This is a genomic window from Acuticoccus kandeliae (assembly GCF_003073115.1).
This window is the reverse complement of record NZ_QBBV01000003.1, coordinates 517,573-538,775: the sequence shown is the minus strand read 5'-3', so window position 1 is coordinate 538,775 and position 21,203 is coordinate 517,573. Positions and strand designations below refer to the sequence as shown.

General features: G+C 69.3%; 21 protein-coding genes. 14 read left to right on the top strand and 7 right to left on the bottom strand.

Annotation, left to right across the window (positions count from 1 at the left end):
• The first annotated feature begins 146 nt into the window (after positions 1-146).
• The gene (locus DBV35_RS21735) at positions 147-2,489 is read left to right on the top strand and encodes a transglycosylase domain-containing protein (protein WP_205648789.1); all 2,343 of its coding nucleotides are present in this window, start codon (positions 147-149) and stop codon (positions 2,487-2,489) included.
• Positions 2,490-2,503: 14 nt separating this feature from the next.
• Positions 2,504-2,974, top strand: coding sequence for a GNAT family acetyltransferase (locus DBV35_RS21730; RefSeq protein ID WP_108662465.1), 471 nt, complete (start codon positions 2,504-2,506; stop codon positions 2,972-2,974).
• Positions 2,975-3,003: 29 nt separating this feature from the next.
• Here DBV35_RS21730 and DBV35_RS21725 read toward each other — a convergent pair whose 3' ends face one another.
• Entirely contained in the window at positions 3,004-4,038 is a 1,035-nt protein-coding gene (locus DBV35_RS21725; RefSeq protein WP_108662464.1) for a Leu/Phe/Val dehydrogenase, read from the bottom strand.
• Between the two features lie 193 nt (positions 4,039-4,231).
• On the opposite strand from DBV35_RS21725, the gene DBV35_RS21720 reads away from it, so the two are divergent.
• The 8 genes from DBV35_RS21720 (at position 4,232) to DBV35_RS21685 (ending at position 12,310) form a co-directional block, all read left to right on the top strand.
• Entirely contained in the window at positions 4,232-4,843 is a 612-nt protein-coding gene (locus tag DBV35_RS21720; RefSeq protein WP_245944025.1) for a TetR/AcrR family transcriptional regulator, read from the top strand.
• Positions 4,844-5,006: 163 nt separating this feature from the next.
• Complete coding sequence (locus DBV35_RS21715) at positions 5,007-6,131, top strand: Gfo/Idh/MocA family protein (protein WP_108662462.1); 1,125 nt, start codon at positions 5,007-5,009, stop codon at positions 6,129-6,131.
• A 73-nt stretch (positions 6,132-6,204) separates the two neighbouring features.
• Entirely contained in the window at positions 6,205-7,377 is a 1,173-nt protein-coding gene (locus tag DBV35_RS21710) for a dihydrodipicolinate synthase family protein (protein WP_108662461.1), read from the top strand.
• A gap of 71 nt (positions 7,378-7,448) precedes the next feature.
• Positions 7,449-8,459 (top strand): Bug family tripartite tricarboxylate transporter substrate binding protein, encoded by a 1,011-nt coding sequence (locus DBV35_RS21705; protein WP_108662460.1) that lies wholly within the window; start codon positions 7,449-7,451, stop codon positions 8,457-8,459.
• A 70-nt stretch (positions 8,460-8,529) separates the two neighbouring features.
• Entirely contained in the window at positions 8,530-9,063 is a 534-nt protein-coding gene (locus DBV35_RS21700; RefSeq protein ID WP_108662459.1) for a tripartite tricarboxylate transporter TctB family protein, read from the top strand.
• A gap of 7 nt (positions 9,064-9,070) precedes the next feature.
• Positions 9,071-10,600 (top strand): tripartite tricarboxylate transporter permease, encoded by a 1,530-nt coding sequence (locus tag DBV35_RS21695; protein ID WP_108662458.1) that lies wholly within the window; start codon positions 9,071-9,073, stop codon positions 10,598-10,600.
• A complete protein-coding gene (locus DBV35_RS21690) occupies positions 10,600-11,436 on the top strand; it encodes a sugar phosphate isomerase/epimerase family protein (protein WP_108662457.1) in 837 nt (278 codons plus the stop codon). Before DBV35_RS21695 ends, DBV35_RS21690 begins: the two co-directional genes overlap by 1 nt.
• 46 nt (positions 11,437-11,482) lie before the next feature.
• Positions 11,483-12,310 carry a sugar phosphate isomerase/epimerase family protein gene (locus DBV35_RS21685; protein ID WP_108662456.1) on the top strand — a complete coding sequence of 276 codons (828 nt, stop codon included), beginning with the start codon at positions 11,483-11,485 and terminating at the stop codon, positions 12,308-12,310.
• A 33-nt stretch (positions 12,311-12,343) separates the two neighbouring features.
• On the opposite strand, the gene sorU is transcribed toward DBV35_RS21685, so the two are convergent.
• The 3 genes from sorU to DBV35_RS21670 all read right to left on the bottom strand — a co-directional run bounded on the left by sorU (position 12,344) and on the right by DBV35_RS21670 (position 14,384).
• Positions 12,344-12,661 carry a SorU family sulfite dehydrogenase c-type cytochrome subunit gene (gene sorU, locus DBV35_RS21680; RefSeq protein WP_108662455.1) on the bottom strand — a complete coding sequence of 106 codons (318 nt, stop codon included), beginning with the start codon at positions 12,659-12,661 and terminating at the stop codon, positions 12,344-12,346.
• Entirely contained in the window at positions 12,658-13,848 is a 1,191-nt protein-coding gene (gene sorT, locus DBV35_RS21675; protein WP_108662454.1) for a SorT family sulfite dehydrogenase catalytic subunit, read from the bottom strand. Before sorT ends, sorU begins: the two co-directional genes overlap by 4 nt.
• Before the next feature lie 185 nt (positions 13,849-14,033).
• A complete protein-coding gene (locus DBV35_RS21670) occupies positions 14,034-14,384 on the bottom strand; it encodes a hypothetical protein (protein ID WP_108662453.1) in 351 nt (116 codons plus the stop codon).
• 262 nt (positions 14,385-14,646) lie between these two features.
• Between DBV35_RS21670 and DBV35_RS21665 the strand changes: the two genes are divergently transcribed.
• The 4 genes from DBV35_RS21665 to DBV35_RS21650 are packed head-to-tail and all read left to right on the top strand — an operon-like array spanning position 14,647 to position 18,377.
• Entirely contained in the window at positions 14,647-15,462 is an 816-nt protein-coding gene (locus DBV35_RS21665) for a putative hydro-lyase (protein ID WP_108662452.1), read from the top strand.
• Positions 15,463-15,489: 27 nt separating this feature from the next.
• Positions 15,490-16,527: a TRAP transporter substrate-binding protein gene (locus tag DBV35_RS21660; protein ID WP_108662451.1), complete on the top strand. Its 1,038-nt coding sequence runs from the start codon at positions 15,490-15,492 to the stop codon at positions 16,525-16,527.
• Between the two features lies 1 nt (position 16,528).
• Complete coding sequence (locus DBV35_RS21655) at positions 16,529-17,065, top strand: TRAP transporter small permease subunit (protein WP_108662450.1); 537 nt, start codon at positions 16,529-16,531, stop codon at positions 17,063-17,065.
• A 31-nt stretch (positions 17,066-17,096) separates the two neighbouring features.
• On the top strand, positions 17,097-18,377 hold the full coding sequence (locus tag DBV35_RS21650) for a TRAP transporter large permease (RefSeq protein ID WP_108662449.1): 1,281 nt from the start codon (positions 17,097-17,099) through the stop codon (positions 18,375-18,377).
• Here DBV35_RS21650 and choV read toward each other — a convergent pair.
• From choV to DBV35_RS21635, 3 genes are read right to left on the bottom strand one after another with little or no spacing between them, the layout of a single operon-like run.
• Positions 18,374-19,417, bottom strand: coding sequence for a choline ABC transporter ATP-binding protein (gene choV, locus DBV35_RS21645; protein WP_108662448.1), 1,044 nt, complete (start codon positions 19,415-19,417; stop codon positions 18,374-18,376). The genes DBV35_RS21650 and choV overlap by 4 nt on opposite strands.
• A complete protein-coding gene (gene choW / locus DBV35_RS21640; RefSeq protein ID WP_108662447.1) occupies positions 19,414-20,253 on the bottom strand; it encodes a choline ABC transporter permease subunit in 840 nt (279 codons plus the stop codon). Before choW ends, choV begins: the two co-directional genes overlap by 4 nt.
• 23 nt (positions 20,254-20,276) lie before the next feature.
• The gene (locus DBV35_RS21635) at positions 20,277-21,203 is read right to left on the bottom strand and encodes a choline ABC transporter substrate-binding protein (protein ID WP_108662446.1); all 927 of its coding nucleotides are present in this window, start codon (positions 21,201-21,203) and stop codon (positions 20,277-20,279) included.

The following is a 21,203-nucleotide window of genomic DNA, read 5'->3' as shown; positions in this document are numbered from 1 at the left end:
TCCGGGCGCGTAGTGGCCCATGGAGGTGCGTTTTGGCCCCAACGAAGCGAGATGGCGGACGGCTGGACATGACGCCGGACCGCGACGGCCGGTCCCGCCGCGAGCCGTCTTTCAACAGCCGGCCCCGGCCGGCCGAAGAACCTCCCGTGCGCAAGGCGCCGCGCCAGGCCCGTCCGGCCGCGCCGCGCGAGGAGGAGCCCGTCGCGCGCGCCCCCCGTCCCCGCAGCGAGCCTCCCCGCGAGGAAGCGGCCGCCCCCCGCAAGCGTGCGCCGAGACCGCGCCCGCCTGCCGAGGGCGCACCGCCCGAGCAGCCCCGCGCGAAGGCCCCGCCGAAAGCCGCACCGCAGACCGCCACGAAGAAGCCCGCTCGCCCCGCCGCGCGCGCCGAAAGCGAGGCGCCCCAGCGCGCCCCCGCCCGCAAGCGCCCGCCGAGCCAGGGTGGCGGTGGGGGCAGCAGAAGCGGCGGCAGCGGGAGCCGCAGCGCGGCACCGCGCCGCGCGGCCCGCCGCCCGCGCCGCCGCTTCAGCCTTCTGCGCTTCGCCTTCAAGATGACGCTGACGCTCTCCATCCTCGGCCTCATCGCCGTCGGCGGCGTCATCGCCTATTTCGCCGCCACGCTGCCGCCGCGCGCCGAATGGGCGGTGCCGGAGCGTCCACCCAACGTCGCGATCCTGTCGGAAGGGGGCGATCTCATCGCCAATCGCGGCGACACCGGCGGCCGCGCGGTCGTCATCAAGGATCTGCCGGCCTACGTGCCGCAAGCCGTGATCGCGATCGAAGACCGGCGCTTCTACTACCATCCGGGTCTCGATCCCATCGGCCTCACCCGCGCGATGGCGACGAACCTCATGTCCGGCCGCCTGCAGCAGGGCGGCTCGACGCTGACCCAGCAGCTCGCCAAGAACCTCTTCCTCGACCCCTCGCGCACCATGGAGCGCAAGATCCAGGAGGCGATCTTCTCGGTCTGGCTCGAGATGCAGTACTCGAAGGACGAGATCCTCGATATGTATCTCAACCGCGTCTATCTCGGCGCCGGCGCGACCGGCATCGACGGCGCGGCGCGGCGCTATTTCAGCAAGGGCGCCGAGGAGCTGACGCTCGCCGAGGCGGCGATGATCGCCGGCCTCCTGAAGGCCCCGTCCTATTACGCGCCGACGACCGACATCCAGCGCGCCCGCGCCCGCGCGGCGACCGTCCTCAACGCGATGAACGAGGCCGGCTTCATCACCGATGAAGAAGAGCAGTACGCCCGCGAGCATCCGGCCGAGCTGCGCGCGCCCGACGTCGCGACCTCGGGCGGCTACGTCGCCGACTGGGTGAACGAGGTGCTGCCGGAATTCGTCGGCTCGATCCAGCAGGACATCGTGGTCGAGACGACCATCAACCTCGAGCTCCAGGACCTCGCCCAGGCCGCCCTCCAGGACATGCTGAACAAGGAGGGCGACGCGAAGAAGGTGAGCCAGGGCGCGGTCGTCGTCCTCGACGGCGGCGGCGCGGTGAAGGCCCTCGTCGGCGGCCGCCAATATGGCGACAGCCAGTACAACCGCGCGGTCGCGGCGGCGCGCCAGCCGGGCTCCTCCTTCAAGCCGTTCGTCTATCTCGCGGCGCTGGAGCACGGCCTCAACCCGCAGACTATGCGGATCGATCAGCCGACCCAGATCGGCAACTGGCAGCCGGAGAATTACAGCCGGAACTATAAGGGCCCGGTCTCGCTGACTTACGCCCTCTCCCACTCGCTGAACACGATCGCGGCCCAGCTCACCAACGAGGTCGGGCCGCGCGCGGTCGCGAATGTCGCCCACCGGCTCGGTATCCGCTCCCCGATGGACGCCAACGCCTCGATCGCACTCGGCACCTCCGAGGTGACGCTCCTGGAGCTGACCACCGCCTACGTGCCGTTCTCGAACGGCGGGGTCGGCGTGGTGCCGCACATCGTGCGCCGCATCAAGACCATCGACGGTCAGCTCCTCTACGAGCGCCATGGCGGCGGCGCGCAGGAAGTGGTCACGCTCGAGAATGTCGGCGCGATGAACTCGATGCTGTCGCAGGTGCTCACCTCCGGCACCGGCCAGCGGGCGCAATTCGGCTGGCCGGCCGCCGGAAAGACCGGCACCAGCCAGAACTGGCGCGATGCATGGTTTGTGGGTTACACGGCCTTCTTCACGGCGGGCGTCTGGCTCGGCAACGACGACAATTCACCGACCAACAAGGTCACCGGCGGCAACCTGCCCGCCGAGCTCTGGAAGCAGCTCATGACCAAGGTTCACGAGGGAATGATCCCCGCGGACCTTCCAGGTCTCGACGCAATTCCGGAGCCGATCGTGACGGATGGTGAGATGCCCGTCGACGAGCCCTGGATGCTGCCGCAGGGCAACCAGCAGATGGTCCAGAGCCCGCCGCAGACAACGGCGCGCGACGGACGCGACTGGATCCGCCCTGCCCCGCCGCGAAGCAACGAAGGCTTCTTCCGCCGTCTCTTCGGCGGTTGACGGGACGAACGACGATGACGGAACCCTCACAGCCGGAAACGGCTCTCAGAATTGCGCCCATCTCCCCGGAGCCGGGCGCACCGGTCGACGAGACCCTGGTGCGCGCGGTGATCACCCTGTGGGAGCGCTGCGGCCTCACGCGGCCGTGGAACGATCCGCGCGCGGACCTGCGCTTCGCCCTCGCGAGCCCGGTCTCGACGGTGCTTCTCGGCTTCCGCGGCGACAGGCTCGTCGCCTCGGTGATGGTCGGCCATGACGGCCACCGCGGCGTCGTCTACTACGTGTCGGTCGACCCCGAGTTCGGCCGCCACGGCTATGGGCGCGAGATCATGGTCGCGGCCGAGGCCTGGCTCGCCGAACGGGGCGTGCCGAAGCTCAACCTCATGATCCGCACCGAGAACGCGGCCGTCGCCGCCTTCTACGAGGCGCTCGGCTATCAGGTGGAAGAGCGCCTCGTCATGGCGAAGTGGCTGAAGGCCTCCTGACCCGCCCGGCCTGAGGCCGCCCGCCGGCCTCAGACCCGCTGAAACTTGCTCTCCGCGAGACGGTCCGCGACGACGTTCGTCGGCGCGTCGCTGGCGGCCGCCTCGGCGAAGATCGCCTCCATCTGCGGGCCGATCCGCTCGACGCGGCGCGTGACGTCGCGCCCCGTCCAGCCGAAATATTCGCCGCACATTTTGATGAGGCCGCCCGCGTTGCCGACATAGTCGGGCGCGTAGAGGATGCCCCGCGCCTTGAGCGCCGCGCCGTCCGCCTCGGTCGCGAGCTGGTTGTTGGCGCAGCCCGCGACGGCGGCGACCTTGAGGCGCGGGATCGATGTTCCGTTCAGCACCGCCCCCAGCGCATTCGGCGAGAAGATGTCGGCCTCTACGGCGACGATCTCGTCCGGCGCGACGATCGCGGCGCCGAACTCGGCACGCGCGCGGTGGGTCGCGTCGGTGTCGAGATCGGCGACGGTGAGGCGGGCGCCGGCCTCCGCGAGCTGACGCGCCATCGTGTATCCGACGTGGCCGAGCCCCTGGACCGCGACGTGGACGCCGGAGAGGCTGTCGCGCCCGAGCGCCACCTTCGCCGTCGCCCGCAGCGCGATGAAGCCGCCATAGGCGGTGGTGGGAGACGGGTCGCCGACGCCGCCATCGCGCATCAGGACGCCCGTCACGTGCCGGGTCCCGCGGCGCACGCACGACATGTCCGCCGGCGTCGAGCCGACATCCTCGGCGACGATATAGCGCCCGTCGAGCGAATCGACGGCACGGCCGAGCGCCTCGAACATGGCGGGGGTCTTCGCGCCGGGGGCGGGGAGCAGCATCACGCTCTTGCCGCCGCCGAGCGGCAGGTCCGCGATCGCCGCCTTGTAGGTCATGCCGCGCGAGAGGCGCAGGACATCCGTCACCGCCGCGTCCGCGCTCTCATAGGCCCAGACGCGGCAGCCGCCGAGCGCCGGGCCGCGATTGGTGTTGTGGATCGCGATGATCAGCTTCAGCCCGCTCGCCGCGTCGGTGGTGAAGACGACTTCCTCGTGTCCATCAAAGGAGGGGTGATCGAACATCGCGCCTTGCCTCCGTCGGGGTACGCTCAAAAGATGGGCCGGTTTGCCTTCGCGTGCGAGCCCCGCCATCGTGCCGCAGGCGGTCCCGATCGCCGCACGGTCCCGCATGCGCGGCCCGACAACCTAACGATGCTGAAAGGGCCCGACCTTGCACGCACCCGCCCGCCCCGCGAGACCCAAGGCACGGCCCGCCGTGCGCGACGCCGAGCGCTCCCGCGCCGCGATCCTCGCCGCTGCGACGGCCGAGTTCACCGCGCACGGCTTCGGCGGGGCGAGCGTCAACGAGGTCGCTGCCCGCGCGGGTATCAACAAGCGGATGATCTACCATTATTACGGCAACAAGGAGGGGCTCTTCCTCGCGGTCTTGGAGGAGACCTACGCCCGCATCCGCACCGCCGAGAACGAGCTGCGCCTTGCCCATCTGGAACCGCCCGAGGCGGTGCGGCGGCTCGTCGTCTTCACCTTCGACTACTTCGTGAAGAACCCGGAATTCCTGAGCCTTCTCAACACCGAGAACATGCACCAGGCGCGCCATCTGAAGCGCTCCGAGCGGATACGGGAAATGCATTCGCCGCTCGTCGGCACCCTCGCCGAACTCTTGAAGCGCGGCGCCGAGACCGGGGCCTTCCGCACCGATGTCGACCCCATCCAACTGTATATTTCCATCGCGGCGCTCGGCTTCTTCTACATCTCCAACAACCCGACCCTCTCCACGATCTTCGGCCGCGACCTCGCCGCGCCGGAGGCGCTGGACGTCCGCCGCGAGCACGTTGCAACGGTCATCATGGACTACCTGCGGCCGTAATCCGGCTTGACACACCCGCCTTTCTTTGTTTGGAGTAACCGCGTGGTTACTTAGGCCAACACAGAGTGGCCGGCTTCAATCTGGGAGGGTGGCTTTGACCGAGCAACCGCGCGTCGCCGGCGGGTCGCAGACAGCACCGCAAACAAAACGGCTTGGCATCATCATGCACGGCGTCACGGGACGCATGGGCATGAACCAGCACCTCATCCGCTCGATCGCCGCGATCCGCGCCGACGGCGGCGTCGTGCTCTCCGACGGTTCGCGCGTCATGCCGGACCCGATCCTCGTCGGCCGCAACGCCGACAAGATCGCCCGCCTCGCGGCCGATCATGGCGTGGAGCGCTGGTCGACCGACCTCGACGCCGCGCTCGCCAACAGCGACGACACCGTCTTCTTCGACGCCGGCACCACGCTGATGCGGTGCAGCCTCCTCGAGAAGGCGATCCACGCCGGCAAGCACGTCTATTGCGAGAAGCCGATCTCGGACGACATCGAGACCGCGCTCGCCGTCGCCCGCCTCGCACGCGAGAAGGGCGTCAAGAACGGCGTCGTGCAGGACAAGCTCTTCCTGCCGGGCCTGCGCAAGCTGAAGCGGCTCATCGATGCCGGCTTCTTCGGCCGCATCCTCTCGGTGCGCGGCGAGTTCGGCTACTGGGTGTTCGAGGGTGACTGGATCCCCGCCCAGCGCCCGTCCTGGAACTATCGCGACGCCGATGGCGGCGGCATCATCCTCGATATGCTGTGCCACTGGCGCTACGTGCTCGACAATCTGTTCGGCGACGTGAAGTCCGTCTCCTGCCTCGGCGCGACGCACATCCCGACCCGGTGGGACGAGAACGGCGAGCCCTACAAGGCCGACGCGGACGACGCCGCCTACGCGACCTTCGAGCTCGAAGGCGGCATCATCGCCCACATCAACTCGTCCTGGGCCGTGCGCGTGCGGCGCGACGATCTCGTCACCTTCCAGGTCGACGGGACGGAGGGATCGGCGGTCGCCGGCCTCACCAAGTGCGTCACCCAGCACCGCGCGAACACACCGAAGCCGGTGTGGAACCCCGACATTCCGCAGACCATCAACTTCTTCAACACCTGGGCCGAGGTGCCGGACACCGAGGCCTACCCGAACGGCTTCCGCGTCCAGTGGGAGGATTTCATCCGCCACGTGGTCGAGGACGCGCCCTGGAAGTACGACCTCATGGAGGGCGTTAAGGGCGTGCAGCTCGCCAAGCTCGGCCTGCAGAGCTGGCGCGAGCGGCGCTGGCTCGACGTGCCGAAAATCTCGGCCTGACGGTCGCCATCAGGCGATCAGCGCGGGCGGCGTCACGCCGCCCTTCCCGAGCACAGACACCCTGGTGTGACCGATGGCAACGCTGAACCTTCCGACCAAAGACCGCACGCTCGAACCCTATGTGACGGGCGAGCCGCTCGACTTCGCCGCGCTGATGAACGGCGGCGGCCACCACTTCAACCGCGTCGCCTACGCCGCGGCGCACGTGGTCGCCGACCCCTTCAAGGAGCACGATCCCTGGCTTGAGCCGGCGATCGACTGGGACCGCACGATCGCCTTCCGCGAATATCTGTGGGACCTCGGGCTCGGCGTCGCCGAGGCGATGGACACCGCGCAGCGCGGCATGGGCCTCGCCTGGCCCGAGGCGCAGGAGCTGATCCGCCGCGCCCAGGCCGCCGCCAAGGCGCGCGGGCACGTCCGCATCGCCTATGGCGCGGGCACCGACCACCTCGCCCCCGCCCCCGACGTCACGATCGACGACGTGATCCGCGCCTATGAGGAGCAGGTCTCCTTCGTGGAAGGCGAAGGCGGTCGCATCATCCTGATGGCCTCCCGCGCGCTCGCGAAGGCGGCAAAGGGGCCCGGCGACTACGTCACCGTCTACGACCGCATCCTCAGCCAGGTGAAGGAGCCGGTGATCATCCACTGGCTCGGCGAGATGTTCGACCCGGCGCTCGAAGGCTATTGGGGCTCGGCCGACCACTACGAGGCGATGATGACCTGCCTCGACGTCCTCTCCGCCCACGCGGAGAAGATCGACGGCATCAAGATCTCGCTCCTGTCGAAGGAGAAGGAGGTGAAGATGCGCCGGCAACTCCCCGCCAACGTGCGCATGTTCACCGGCGACGACTTCAACTATGCCGAGCTGATCGCCGGCGACGAGGAAGGCTATTCGGACGCCCTCCTCGGCATCTTCGACGCGATCGCCCCCGCGGCCTCGGCCGCCCTCGGTGCGCTCGCCGAAGGGTCCGACAACCGCTTCTTCGACATCCTCGCCCCGACCGTGCCGCTGTCGCGGCACATCTTCGCGGCGCCGACCCGCTTCTACAAGACCGGCGTCGTCTTCCTCGCCTATCTCAACGGCCTGCAGGACCACTTCACCATGGTCGGCGGCCAGGAGAGCGCGCGCTCGGCCCTGCACCTCGCCGAGCTCTTCCGCCTCGCCGACAAGGCGCGCGTCCTGCGCGACCCCGACGTGGCGGCGTCCCGGATGAACAAGGTGATGGCCGTCTACGGCATGGCCTGACCGAACGGAACCCTGCGGAGGTCCGCGCCAAGACGGACCCCGCTTCAACCCATGGGAAGGAGAGACCAAGGATGAAGACTGTTGCCCTTACGGCGCTCGCCGGCGCGATCCTGTTCGCCCCCGCCGCGTTCGCTGACGACACCTGGAAGCCGGACCGGCCGATCAACATCATCGTGCCGTGGTCCGCTGGCGGTTCGACCGACCAGGTCACCCGCGTCGTCGCCCCGCTCATCGAGGAGGCGCTCGGCACCCCCATCGTGGTGGTGAACCAGCCCGGCGCCTCGGGCTCGATCGGCACCCGCGCCGCGCTAGACGCGCCCCGCGACGGCTACACCTGGACGGCGAACGCCATCGCCAACAACGCCACCTACGCCGTCACCGGCCTCGTCGAGAACACCGACATCGACGACTATCGCGTCTATCTGCACATCGCCAACGTGCCGGTGGTCAGCGTCAACGCCGATTCCAAGTTCAAGACCTTCGAGGACCTCGTCAGCGCGATGAAGTCGGGCGAGAATGTCACGGTCGCGACGGCGGGCGTGAACTCCTCCGGCGGCATGGCGCTCGCCGCCATCAAGGAGGCGCTCGGCGACGGGGCCGACGCGCGCATGATCGCCTATGACGGCGGCAACCCGGCCGTCCTCGCCGCCGCCTCGGGCGAGGCGATGGTGACGACGCAGCTCGCATCCGAGCAGGCCGAGCTGATCCGCGCCGGCAAGCTGCGTCCGCTGGTCGCCCTCGCCGCCGCCCCGCTCGAGATCGAGGGGATCGACCCGATCCCGGCGATCACGGCGACCGTCGACATGCACGTCGCGCCTGACTATTTCGGCGTCTTCATCCCGACCGGCGCGCCGCAGGAAGTCTACGACACGATGGACCGCGTCTGGCAGGAGGCGGTGATGAACGCCCCCGAGCTGAAGGACTACGCCAAGAATCGCGGCGCGACCTTCGACCCGGCCTTCGGCGACGCGGCGCGCGAGAAGGCGATGCCCGTGGTGATCTCCGAGGCGTGCTCGCGCGTCACCCGCGGCGAAGCGGTGATCGACCCGTCCGAGATCGGCATCACCTGCCCGGCCGACTGAGTCGCATCTGCGCCACTGCGCGAGGGGGCGCGCCCCCTCGCCCTTCTCTCCCCACGTGGTCGCGAGGCATATGACGAGCGAACTTCACGAGAGCGAACCGCGCCGCCTCACCATGGCGCACGCGGACGTCGTCACCGGCGTGGTCCTCCTCGCCATCGGCCTCGCGATGCTGTGGGGCGGCTTCACGATGGACCGGCTCGAGGTCCGCCGGATCCACCCGGCGAGCATCCCCGGCCTCGTCCCGATGGGGCTCGGCGCGGCCCTCGCGGTGTGCGCCATCATTCTTCTCGCAGGCGCGGCGAAGGCCGGCGGGATGCGCTTCGCCGGCGCGCGCCTCGGCGAGAGCGAGGCGCCGGGCGGCATCGCCCGCCTCCTCCTCTGCCTCGCCCTCACCCTCGCCTACCCGCTCGGCCTCATCGGCGCGATGCCCTTCTGGCTCGCGACGTCGATCTTCGTGACCGTGTTCATCGCCCTCTTCGAATGGCGCAGGCGCCCGCCCGCGCGCCACGCCATCGCGCTCGGAACCGCCCTCCTCCAGGGCGTCCTCGTCGGCATCGTCACCGCATACGTGTTCCAGGAATTCTTCCTGGTCCGTCTCCCGTAGAGGCGCCATGCAGGGACTTCAGTATCTCTTCGAGGGTCTCTTCGGCCTCCTCACGTTCACCTCGCTCTTCAACGTGGCGTGGGCGACCGTGCTCGGCATCATCGTCGGCATGCTGCCGGGGCTCACCGCGACGATGGGCGTCGCGCTGCTGACGACGCTCACCTACAAGCTCCCGCCCGAGCAGGCGATCCTCATCCTGCTCTGCATGTATGTCGGCGCGATCTATGGCGGCTCGCGCTCGGCGATCCTCCTCAACATCCCCGGCACGCCCGCCAACGCCGCGACCTCGCTCGACGGCTTCCCGCTCGCCCGCCAGGGCCGCGCGGGTTACGCGATGGCGATCGCGACCACGAGCTCGGCCATCGGCACCTTCATCGGCGTCGTCTGCCTCGCCGTCATCGCGCCGCTCCTCGCCAATGTCGCGCTCGATTTCGGTTCCTACGAGTTCTTCTGGCTCGCCCTCTTCGGCATCGTCATCTCCGGCCAGCTCACCGCCCAGGGCACCCCGATCAAGGGCATCATCGCCGGCATTCTCGGGCTGATGGTCGCCATGATCGGCATGGAGGGCATCCACGCCCACATGCGCTTCACCTTCGGCATCGCCGAGCTGAATGGCGGCATCGGCCTCATCCCGGCGATGGTCGGCGCGTTCGGCTTCGCCGAGGTGCTGACGGTGATGGCCGACAAGAAGGCCGTGCTCGTCTCGAACAAGGTCGACCGCATCCTGCCGCGCCTCGGCGACCTCTGGCGCACCAAGTGGACCGCGATCCGCTCCGGCATCGTCGGCACCTTCGTCGGCGTCATTCCGGGCGTCGGCGAGGATATCGGCGCCTGGGCCTCCTATGCCCTCGCCCGCCGCACCTCGCGCGAGCGCGACCAGTTCGGCAACGGCTCGATCGACGGCCTCACCGCGGCCGAGACCGGCAACAGCGCCGTCGTCCCCGGCGCGCTGATCCCGGCCCTCACCCTCGCGGTGCCGGGCAGCGCGCCCGCCGCCGTCCTCATCGCCGCCCTCTTCATCCACGGCGTGCGCCCCGGCCCGATGATCATGATCGAGCAGCCGACCTTCGTGTACGAGGTCGTCGCGATGCTGCTCCTCGCGACCATCGCGATCACCGTCTTCGGCCTCCTGATGGCGCGCCCGCTCCTCTTCGTCCTCAAGATCCCGCGCGAGCGGCTGATGCCGGTCGTCTTCGTCCTGTGCGTCATCGGCCCCTACGCCATCACGCAGCGCATGTTCGACGTCGTGATCATGCTCGTCTTCGGTGTTATCGGCTTCCTGATGCGGCGGATGAACTACCCGATGGCACCCCTCGTCCTCGGCATCATCCTCGGCGACCTGCTCGACAAGAATCTGCGCCGCGGCCTCACGCTGTCCGATGGCGACATTTCGCCTTTCATCACGCGTCCGATCAGCGTCACATTCGCGATCCTCATCGTGCTGACGATTCTCGCCAGCATCCCCTTCGTGCGCCGCTCGATCGCCCGCCTCTTCGCGCGCGACAAGAGCGGACGCACCGCCGCGGAGCCGAATTGATGCGTCTATCCCTGTGCAACGAAGTGATCTGCGAGCTGGACCTCGCCGAGCAGTGCGCCTTCGCGGCCGAGCTCGGCTATGACGGACTCGAGATCGCCCCGTTCACGCTGTCCGAGGCGCCCCACCTCATGTCGAGCGCCGAACGGCGCGCGGTGCGGCGGCAGGTGGAGGATGCCGGGCTCGTCATCACCTCGCTCCACTGGCTCCTCGTCGCGCCCGAAGGGCTCTCGATCACGAGCGCGGACCCTGCCGTGCGCCACCACACCCATGCGGTGATGCGCGAATTGTGCATGCTCGCGGGCGAACTCGACGCGCGGGTCCTCGTCCACGGCTCGCCGCACCAGCGCATGCTCACCGCCGGCGCCGAGAATGAGGGGATGGGCTGGACGATGGAGGCCTTCGCCCACGCCGCCCGTGCGGCGGAGGAGGCGGACGTCATCTATTGCGTGGAGCCGCTCGCCGCGCGCGAGACCAACAACATCAACACCCTCGCCGAGGCCGTGACCCTCGTCGACGAGATCGGCAGCAAGTACCTCAGGACAATGCTCGACACCTCCGCCGCCGGCATCACCGAGACCGAGCCGCTCGAGGCGCTGATCGCCGAATATGTGCCGTCGGGCCGGATCGTCCATTGCCAGTTCAACGACCCCAACCGCCGCGGCCCCGGCGAGGGCGACATGCAGTTCGGCCCGATCCTCGCGGCGCTGGAGGCGGCCGGCTATCGCGGCGACATCGCGGTCGAGCCCTTCGTCTACAAGCCGAACGGCCAGGCGACCGCGGCGCGCGCCATCGGCTATCTGCGCGGCCTCATGGAACGCGCCGCCACGCCCGCATGATCGACGACGGCTCCGCCAGAAGGGCCGCAGCCAGGAGAACACCGCAATGATCGAAGGCCTGTCCATCAACCTCGCCACGATCCGCGAGCAGTGCGACATGGAGGAGGCGGTGGAGGCGTGCCTGCGCCACGGCATCACCGCGATCGCCCCCTGGCGCGACCAGATCGCCAAGATCGGGCTCGACCGCGCCGCCAAGCTCGTCGAGATGCACGACCTCACCGTTACGGGCGTCTGCCGTGGCGGCATGTTCCCCGCCGCCGACGCCGCCGGCCGCGCCGCCGCGCTGGAGGACAATCGCCGCGCGGTCGACGAGGCGGTGGCGCTGAAGGCGGACTGTCTCGTCCTCGTCGTCGGCGGCCTGCCGCCGGGCTCGAAGGACATCGCCGGCGCCCGCCAGATGGTGGAGGACGGGATCGCCGCGCTCGCCGAATACGCGCTCGCCCAGAATGTCGCGCTCGCGATCGAGCCGCTCCACCCGATGTACGCGGCGGACCGGGCGTGCGTGAACACGCTCTCCCACGCGCTCGACATCTGCGACCGCGTCGGCGAAGGCGTCGGCGTCGCGGTCGACGTCTACCATGTGTGGTGGGATCCCGATCTCGCGGCGCAGGTGGCGCGGGCGGGCCATCGCATCTTCGCCCACCATATCTGCGACTGGCTGGTGCCGACGCACGACCTCCTCCTCGATCGCGGCATGATGGGGGACGGGGTGATCGACCTTCCCGGCATCCGCCGCATGATCGAGGGCGCGGGCTTCCACGGCCACCAGGAGGTGGAGATCTTCTCGCGCGACAATTGGTGGAAGCGCCCAGCGGACGAGGTGCTGTCCACCTGCGTCGAGCGCTATCAGGCGATCAAGGCCGCCACGGCCTGAGGCGTCGGCCCCCGCGAACGGGGGCCGCCCTTCTCATTTGGTGCCCACCGCCGTCGCGACATAGGCGGCGACCGCGTCGATATCGGCCGCGCTCAGCGACTCGCCATAGGCGGGCATGACGCCGACGCCTTGGGTGACCGCCTTCTTCACGCGCGCCTCGTCGGGCTTCAGATCGTCGAGCACGGGGCCGATCATCCCGTTCGCCCCTGCGTCGGAGAGAGTGTGGCAGATCGCGCAGCTCGGCGCCGCCTTCGTCAGGAACACGGCCTTGCCGTCGGCGAGTTCGTCGGCATGGCCGGCGGAGGCGGCCGCCATCGCGGCGACCACCCCGAATACGAAGGCGAACCTCATGCGAGCGTCACGCTCACGCCATGGGCGCGCCAGCCATTGTTGCCGTAGCCCCGCTCGTTCTCGGGGAAGTCTTCCGGCTGCGCGTCGCCGGCCGCGTTGGTCGCCCGGCTCACGAGCTCGTGCGTGCCGGCGGCAAGGTCGGTGATCAGCGCGAAGGGCCGCCACGCGTAGGGGCCGAGGTCCGGCCCGGTGAAGGCGGCCTTCTCCCAGTTCGCCCCGCCATCGGTCGAGACCTCGACGCCCGTCACCTCGCTGTCGCCACCGAAGGCGACACCCTCGATCACGACGCGCCCGCTCGACGCGCTCTCGAGCGGCGACGTGATCCACGACTTCACCGGCATCTGCCACATGGAGGGCTGGGACGGGCCGCCGGATTCGCCGACCGGCCGCACGCGATAGCCGCTCTGCTGGATCTTCGCCTGGCTCTCATCCGGGCTCAGCGTGATCGCCTTCACATATTTCACGTTGTTGACGCCGAAATAGCCGGGCACCACCAGGCGGGCCGGGCCGCCATGGGCGACGGGCAGCGCCTCGCCGTTGATCTCGTAGGCGATCAGCGCGTTCTCCAGCGCCTCGATCGGGACCGAGCGCTCCACCATGAGCGACAGCGGATCGAGCCCGGCCGGAAGCTCCTCCCCGCCGGTCGCGGTGAGGTAGACCGCCCCGCTCGCGGGACCGCCGAGCGCGGCGACGACCGCCTTCAGCGGCACGCCCGTCCAGAACACGTTGCCCGCGGCGCCGACGCTCCATTTCGTGCCGCTCGCCTCATGGGTGAAGAAGGCGCGGCCGTTGCCGGAGCATTGGAGCACGCACGCGACGGTCTCCACGCCAAAACCCTTCAGTTCGCCGAGCGTCATCGACCGCTCCTGCCCGACGCCCGAGAAGGCGATCTCCCACGCGTCCGGGTCGGCGGCGATGTCGCCACCGGGGGCCGGGAGGTTGTTGCGGACATAGAGGATGTTGGTCGGCGTGATGGAGGACGCGCCGATCGCCTCACGCGTCGTCTCGATCGTCTGCTCGGAGTGGACGATCACCGCGTCTGGATTTTTCCAGGCGACATATTCCGGAAGCTGGGACTTGTCCTGCGCCAGCGCGACGCTTGGCAGTACACCTGCCGAAAGTCCCGCGGCGGCTGTGCCGGATGTCATCAAGAATCCACGACGACTGACCGAAAATCGATCGCCCATGGCAGGCCCTCCCTATCTTGTTCTTTGCCTTGTTTGCACGGCTCTTTTGGAACCGTTCTACCATTGTCGCACCATCGCGCGAATTCACCAACGGAACAGAAGCGCGCGGGGGGCGCGGGGAGGCCGGAACGAAGAAAGCCGCCCGGTGGGGGCGGCTCGCTTTCACTTCGTGTGCGGGGTCCGGCTCAGTAGCAGACCTTTTCCTTGCGGACGACATAGTGGCCGCGGCGCGGGTTCCAGACGCGGACCTTCTCGATGTAGCAGTCGCGCTGACGGACCCGGCGGTGGCCGTGATAGCCGTGGTTGTTGCCCGAGGCGATCGCCGCGCCCAGCGCGAACGCGCCGAGGCCGATGATGGCGGCGCCCGCCGCGTTCCGTCCGCGATTGCCGACGGTCTCGATGCCGGTCGCATCGGTCTGGATCTCGGCCTTCGCGAGGCCGTTGAAGGGGGCCGCGGAGGCGGCGTTCGGGACGATGGCGGCCATCGCGATGGTGACGGCGGTGGCGGCTCCGATGATCGAATTCTTGATGGTCATGGTCGTCTCTCCTGCTCTGGTGTTTGCTGCGGCTCTCCTGCCGACACACCGAAGATGGCGACGCCCTCCGGACCCGCACGTGACCCCCATCACAACGCGCGTATTTCGGAATTCTCTCGTTCTTTCATTGCCTTATACGACGAAAAGCGTGACGCCGGTCACACCCGAGTACGCAGCCGCCCCGTGCGCCTCCGCCCGGCGGCCGCGCCAATTTGACTGGACCGCGGACATGGTCGAGGCTGGCGCGCCAAGGGAGGATCCGATGGACGCCACGCCGGTCGCAGCGCCGCGCAATCTTTCATCCGTGGAAGTCCGCGCCGCGATCCGCGCCGGGGAGCACCGCCGCCACACCGCCGGCCTCGCGCCCGGAAAATTGCAGGCGAATCTCGCCATCATCCCGGTGCGCTACGCGCTCGATTTCCTCCGCTTCTGCCAGCGCAACCCGAAGCCCTGCCCAGTCGTCGGCATCACCGACACGGGCGATCCGGTCTTCCGCACGCTCGGCACCGACATCGACGTGCGCACCGACGTGCCGCGCTATCGCGTCTTCCGCGACGGCGAGCTTGCGGGCGAGGTCGACGATCTCACGACGCTCTGGCGCGACGATCTCGTCGCCGTGGCGCTCGGCTGCTCCTTCACCTTCGAGCGCGCGCTCGCCGAGGCGGGCATCGCCGTGCGCCATATCGACGAGGACGTCACCGTCCCGATGTTCCGCACCACGATCGACTGCATCCCGGCCGGCCCCTTCAACGGGACGATGGTCGTCTCGATGCGGCCGATCCCGCAGAACCGGGTCGAGGAGACGATCGAGATCTGCCGCCGCTATCCCCTCGCCCACGGCGCGCCGGTGCATGTCGGCGACCCTGAGGCGATCGGCATCGATGACATCGCGATGCCCGATTTCGGCGAGCCTGTGGCGGTGCACGCGGGTGAGGTGCCGGTCTTCTGGGCCTGCGGCGTCACCCCGCAGATCGCGATCCTCAACGCGGCCCCGGACCTCGCGATCACCCACGCGCCGGGGCACATGCTGATCACCGATGTCGACGAGGATTCGGAGACCCCGATCGCCATCATCTAAAAAAAGAACGATAGGGAGAGAGTAAGGATGACGCGTCTCATCACGGCCGCGGCGCTCGCGGCACTCATCACGGCGCCGGCCGCCGCGGAAGAGCTGGCGGTGGTCGGAAGCTGGTCGGGCCTGCCGCTTCACAAGCAGTACGAAGCGCCGTTCTGGACCGAGGCCCTGCCCGCGGCGACCAACGGCGCCCTCACCGCCCAGCTCACCACGCACGACCAGATGGGCCTCGGCCTCGGCGACGTCTATCGCCTCCTCGGTGACGGGGTGTACGACGTCGCGATGACCGTCGCCGACTATGCCGTCGCCGACGCGCCCGAGCTCGAAGGGCTCGACGTGCCCCTCGTCGCGACCACCGCGGACGAGGCTCGCGCCATGGTCGACGCCGCCCGCCCGATGGTGGAGGACATCTTCCGCGACCGCTTCAACTCCAAGGTCCTCGCGATCGCGCCCTACCCGCCGCAGGTCGTCTTCTGCAACGCCGACATTGGCGGGCTCGACGATCTCGCCGGCAAGAAGATCCGCGGCTCGGGCCGCATGACCACGAAATTCCTCGAGGCGCTCGGCGCGGAGGGCGTGAACGTCGCCTTCTCAGAGGTGCCGGGCGCGCTCCAGCGCGGCGTCGTGGACTGCGCGGTGACGGGCGCGGGCTCCGGCTACTCGGCCGGCTGGTGGGAGGTCTCCACCCATCTCCTGCCGATCCCGCTCGGCGGCTGGGACCCGGTCGTCACCGCGATCAATCTCGACCGCTGGAACAGCCTCGACGCGGCGACGCAGACCGCGCTCCAGACCGCGATCAAGGAGAAGTTCGAGGATCCGGCCTGGGCGAGCGCGCAGGACGCCCTCACCAATGACATCGCCTGCCTCACCGGCAACGGCGCGTGCGCGGCGGGCGAGGCGCGCTCCATGACCCTCGTCGAGGCGACCGACGCGGACACGGCGAAGGCGCGCGAGATCCTGGAGACCGAGGTGCTCCCGGCCTGGGCCGAGCGCGCCGGGGCGGACTGGGCCAAGCGCTGGAACGACACGGTGGGCGCCGCGGTCGGCGTCTCCATCGCCGCGCAATGATGTGAGCCGCGCGCTCACCCTCCTGCGCGCGCTGAACCGCGCCGCCGCGCTTCTCGCGGGCGGCGCGGTGCTCCTGTGCGCCGTGTTCATCCTCGTCGAGATCGCGCTGCGGCGCGCCGGCCACTCGATCGGCGGCTCGGACGAGATCTCGGGCTACGTGATGGCCGGCATCACCACGTGGGGCTTCTCCTACGCCCTCATCGAGCGGGCGCACGTGCGCATCGACATGATCCGCGGCCGCCTTCCGGCCCCGCTGCGCTCCACGCTCGACCTCATCGCGATCACCGCGCTCGCCGGGGTCGCGGTCCTCGTCGCGGTGCGCGGCTGGCCCGTCCTCGGGCGCAGCATCCAGAACGCCTCGCGCGCGAACACTCCGCTCGAGACCCCGCTCTGGATCCCGCAGCTCGTCTGGTGGAGCGGCCTCGTCTGGTTCGCCGCGATGGCGTGCCTCCTTGCCCTCATCGGGGCGGGCCTCATCCTGCGCCGCGCCTTCGCCGAGGCGGACGCCGCGATCGGCCCGCCGACGGAGGCGACCTGACCATGGCCGCGCTTGCGCAAGGCGGGCGACCATGATCGGCGCGGTCGCGGCCGGGCTCCTCGGCCTCCTCGCCTTGTCGATCCCGGTCGGGATCGTCCTCTTCCTGCTCGGCATCGGCGTGTCGGAATTCTACAGTGCCTTCCCGCTCCTGCGCGGGCTCGGCCAGATGGTCTGGTCGGCGATGAATTCCTCGACCCTGATCGCGATCCCCCTCTTCGTGCTCCTCGGCGAGATCCTCGTGCGCGGCGGGATCGCGGCGCGTACCTATGCCGCGCTCGACCGCTGGGTCTCGTGGCTGCCCGGCGGCCTCGTCCACGCCAACATCGCGACGGCGACGATGTTCTCGGCGACCTCCGGCTCCTCCGTCGCGACGGCGGCGACGGTTGCCACCGTCGCGATGCCCCAGGCCGAGCGGCTCGGCTACGACCCGCGCCTCTTCTCCGGCGCGATCGCCGCCGGCGGCACGCTCGGCATCATGATCCCGCCCTCGATCAACCTCATCGTCTACGGCTTCCTCACCGAGACCTCGATCCCGCAGCTCTTCCTCGCCGGCCTCGTGCCGGGGCTGCTCCTCGCGCTCGCCTTCAGCCTCGTCACGGCGGGGATCTGCATGGTGCGCCCCGCGCTCGGCGGCGAGCGGCGCTCCTACTCGACGGCCGAGCGGATCGCCTCGCTCGCCCATCTCCTGCCGATCATCGCCCTCTTCGCCGTCATCGTCGGCTCGATCTATACGGGCCTTGCGACGCCGACCGAGGCGGCGGCCGTGGGCGTCGCGATGGCCTTCGTGATCGCGGGGGCGTTCGGCGGGCTCGGCCTCACCATGCTGACCGACTCGCTCCTCGGCACGATCCGCATCACCGCGATGATCATGCTGGTGGTCACCGGCGCGGCGTTCCTGAACTTCACGCTCGCCGCCGCCGGGCTCGGCAACGAGCTGCGCGCCTTCATGGAAGGGCTCGGACTCGACGCGCTCTCCACCCTCCTCGTGATCGTCGCGATCTACATCGTCCTCGGCTTCTTCATCGAGACGCTGTCGCTGATGGTGGTGACGATCCCCATCATGGTGCCGATCATCGTCGAGCTCGGCTACGACAAGGTCTGGTTCGGCATCGTCATGATCGTGCTGATCGAGATGGCGCTGATCACCCCGCCCGTCGGGCTGAACCTCTATGTCGTGCAGGGGGCGCGACGGTCCGGCTCGCTGCGCGAGGTGATGGTTGGCTGCATCCCCTACGTGCTGGTGATGCTCGCGATGGTGGGCGTGCTGATCGCGGTGCCCGACCTCGCCCTCTTCCTGTCGCGCGCCCTCTAGGCCCCGTTCGCACGCCCCCCGCCGGACAGCGCGGCGAGGATGTCCTGCGCCGAGATCGTGCCGACGATCGCCCCGTCCTCCTCCACCGCGATGATGCCGCCATCGGCGAGCTGCTCGCTCATGACGAGCTGGACGGGCGTGTCGTGCTCGACGCGGCGGGCATTGTCGGGCGCGGCGGTCCCGCGCCGCATCACGTCCGCCGCGCGCAGGACGCGCAGCGGGTTCATGTTGGCGACGAAGTCGGCGACATAGGGGGTCGAGGGGTTGGCGATGATCTCCTGCGGCGTGCCGGCCTGCACGATCCGCCCCGCCTCCATGATCGCGATGCGGTTGCCGATGTGGAAGGCCTCGTCGAGATCGTGGCTAACGAAGAGGATGGTCCGCTTCAGCCGGGCCTGGAGGTCGAGAAGCTCGTCCTGCAGGCGCTGGCGGATCAGGGGGTCGAGCGCGGAGAAGGGCTCGTCCATCAGGAGGATCGGCGCATCCGTCGCGAAGGCGCGGGCGAGGCCGACGCGCTGCTGCATCCCGCCCGACAGTTCGCCGACGCGCCGCTCGCCCCATTCGGAGAGGCCGACGAGGGCGAGCTGCTCGCGCACCTTCTCATCGCGCGCCGCGCGGGAGAGGCCGGACAGCTCCAGCCCGAAGCCGACATTCTCCATGACATTGCGCCACGGCATCAGGCCGAATTGCTGGAACACCATCGCGATGCGCGTGCGCCGCATCCGCCGCAGCGTCGCCGCGTCCGCGCGCGCCATGTCGACGAGCCCGTCGCCGTCATCGACCCGCACCGCGCCGCGCGTGACCTTGTTGAGCGCGTTGACGGCCCGCAGGAGCGTCGACTTGCCGGAGCCCGAAAGGCCCATCAGCACCACGATCTCGCCCGTGTTGACGGTGAGCGAGCAGTCGTGGACGCCGAGGACGTCGCCCGTCTCGGCCTGGATCTCGCCGCGCGTCTGGCCCGAATCGGCGAGCGCGAGCGAGCGCGCCTCGCTATCGCCGAACACGATCGACACGTTGTCGAAGACGATGGCCTCGCTCATGAGCGGCGCCGTTCGACGCGCAGGAGCCGGTCGAGCACGATCGCGACCACGACGATCACGATCCCGCTCTCGAAGCCGAGCCCGGTGTCGACGCGGTTGAGCGCGCGCACCACCGGCACGCCGAGCCCGTCGGCCCCGACGAGCGCGGCGATCACCACCATCGAGAGGGACAGCATGATCGTCTGGTTGAGCCCGGCCATGATCTGCGGCCCGGCCCAGGGCAGCTCCACCTTCACGAGGCGCTGCCAGGAGGTCGCGCCGAACGCCTCCGCCGCCTCGATCAGCGCCTGCGGCGTCGAGGCGACGCCGATCTGGGTCAGGCGGATCGGCGCCGGGAGGACGAAGATCACCGTCGCGATGAGGCCCGGCACCATGCCGATGCCGAAGAAGACGATCGCCGGGATGAGATAGACGAAGGGCGGCAGTGTCTGCATGAGGTCGAGGATCGGGCGGAGCGCCGCGTAGAAGCGCGGGCGGCGCGCGCCGAGGATCCCGACCGGCACGCCGAGCCCCATGCACACGAGGCAGGCCGACAGCACGAGTGTCAGGCTCTCCATCGTCTCGGACCAGTAGCCCTGGTTGAGGATGAAGAGGAGGCCGGCGCCCGCGAGCGCCGGGACCTTCCAGTTGCGATGGATCGCGAAGGCGAGGCCGACCACCAGCGCGATGACGATGACCGGCGGCACAAGCTCGAACACCCACAGGATGCCGTCGATCATCCCGCCGAGCCCGTCGGAGAGCGCGTCGAAGACCACGCGCCCGTGGGTTTTCGCCCAGTCGAACACGGCCTCGGCCGCATCGTCGATCGGGATCTTTGTGTCCTTCGGAAAGGCCAATGGTGTGCCCCGGCCCGCCGGACTCAGAGGCCGAGTGCGGCGCGCACGGCCGGAAGGGCCGGCTGGCCGTCGAGCGTGGTGACGCCGTTCAGCCAGGTGTCCAGGAGGTCGGGATTGGCCTTCAGGTAGGCCTCGGCCGCCTCGTCCGGATCCTCGCCGTCATTGAGGATCGCGCCCATGATCTCGTTCTCCAGCGCCAGCGAGAAGACGAGATTGTTGAGGAGCGCGCCGACATTGCTGCACTCCTCCATGAAGCCCTTGCGCACGTTGGTGTAGACCGTCGCGCCGCCGAGATCCGGGCCGAACACGTCGTCGCCGCCGGTGAGGTAGGTGAGGTCGAAATTCGCGTTCATCGGGTGGGGTTCCCAGCCGAGGAACACGATCGGCTCGTCCCGCTCGCTCGCGCGGGCGACCTGGGCGAGCATCCCCTGCTCGGAGGATTCGCGCAGGTCGAACTCGCCGAGATCGAACGTGTTCGCCTCGATCATGTCGAGGATCAGGCGGTTGCCGTCATTGCCGGGCTCGATGCCGTAGATCTCGCCGTCGAGCTCACCGGCGAACTTCGCGATGTCGGCGAAATCCTTGATGCCGAGCGCCGCGCCCGCCGCGTTGGTCGCGAGCGTGTATTTCGCGCCCTCGAGGTTGGCGCGGACCGTCTCGACCGTGCCGCGCTCGCGGTAGGGGGCGATGTCCCCCTCCATCGTCGGCATCCAGTTGCCGAGGAAAACGTCGACGTCGCCATTCTCGAGCGAGGCGTAGGTGACGGGGACCGACAGCACCTTGATGTCGACATCGTAGCCGAGCGGATCGAGGAGAGTTTCGGCCACCGCCGTCGTCGCCGTGATGTCCGTCCAGCCCACGTCGGAGAAGGTGATGTCCTCGCATTGGGCGAAGGCGGTCGCCGGCAGGGCGGCGATCACAAGGGCGACGGCGGCGGTGCGAAGTGGCAT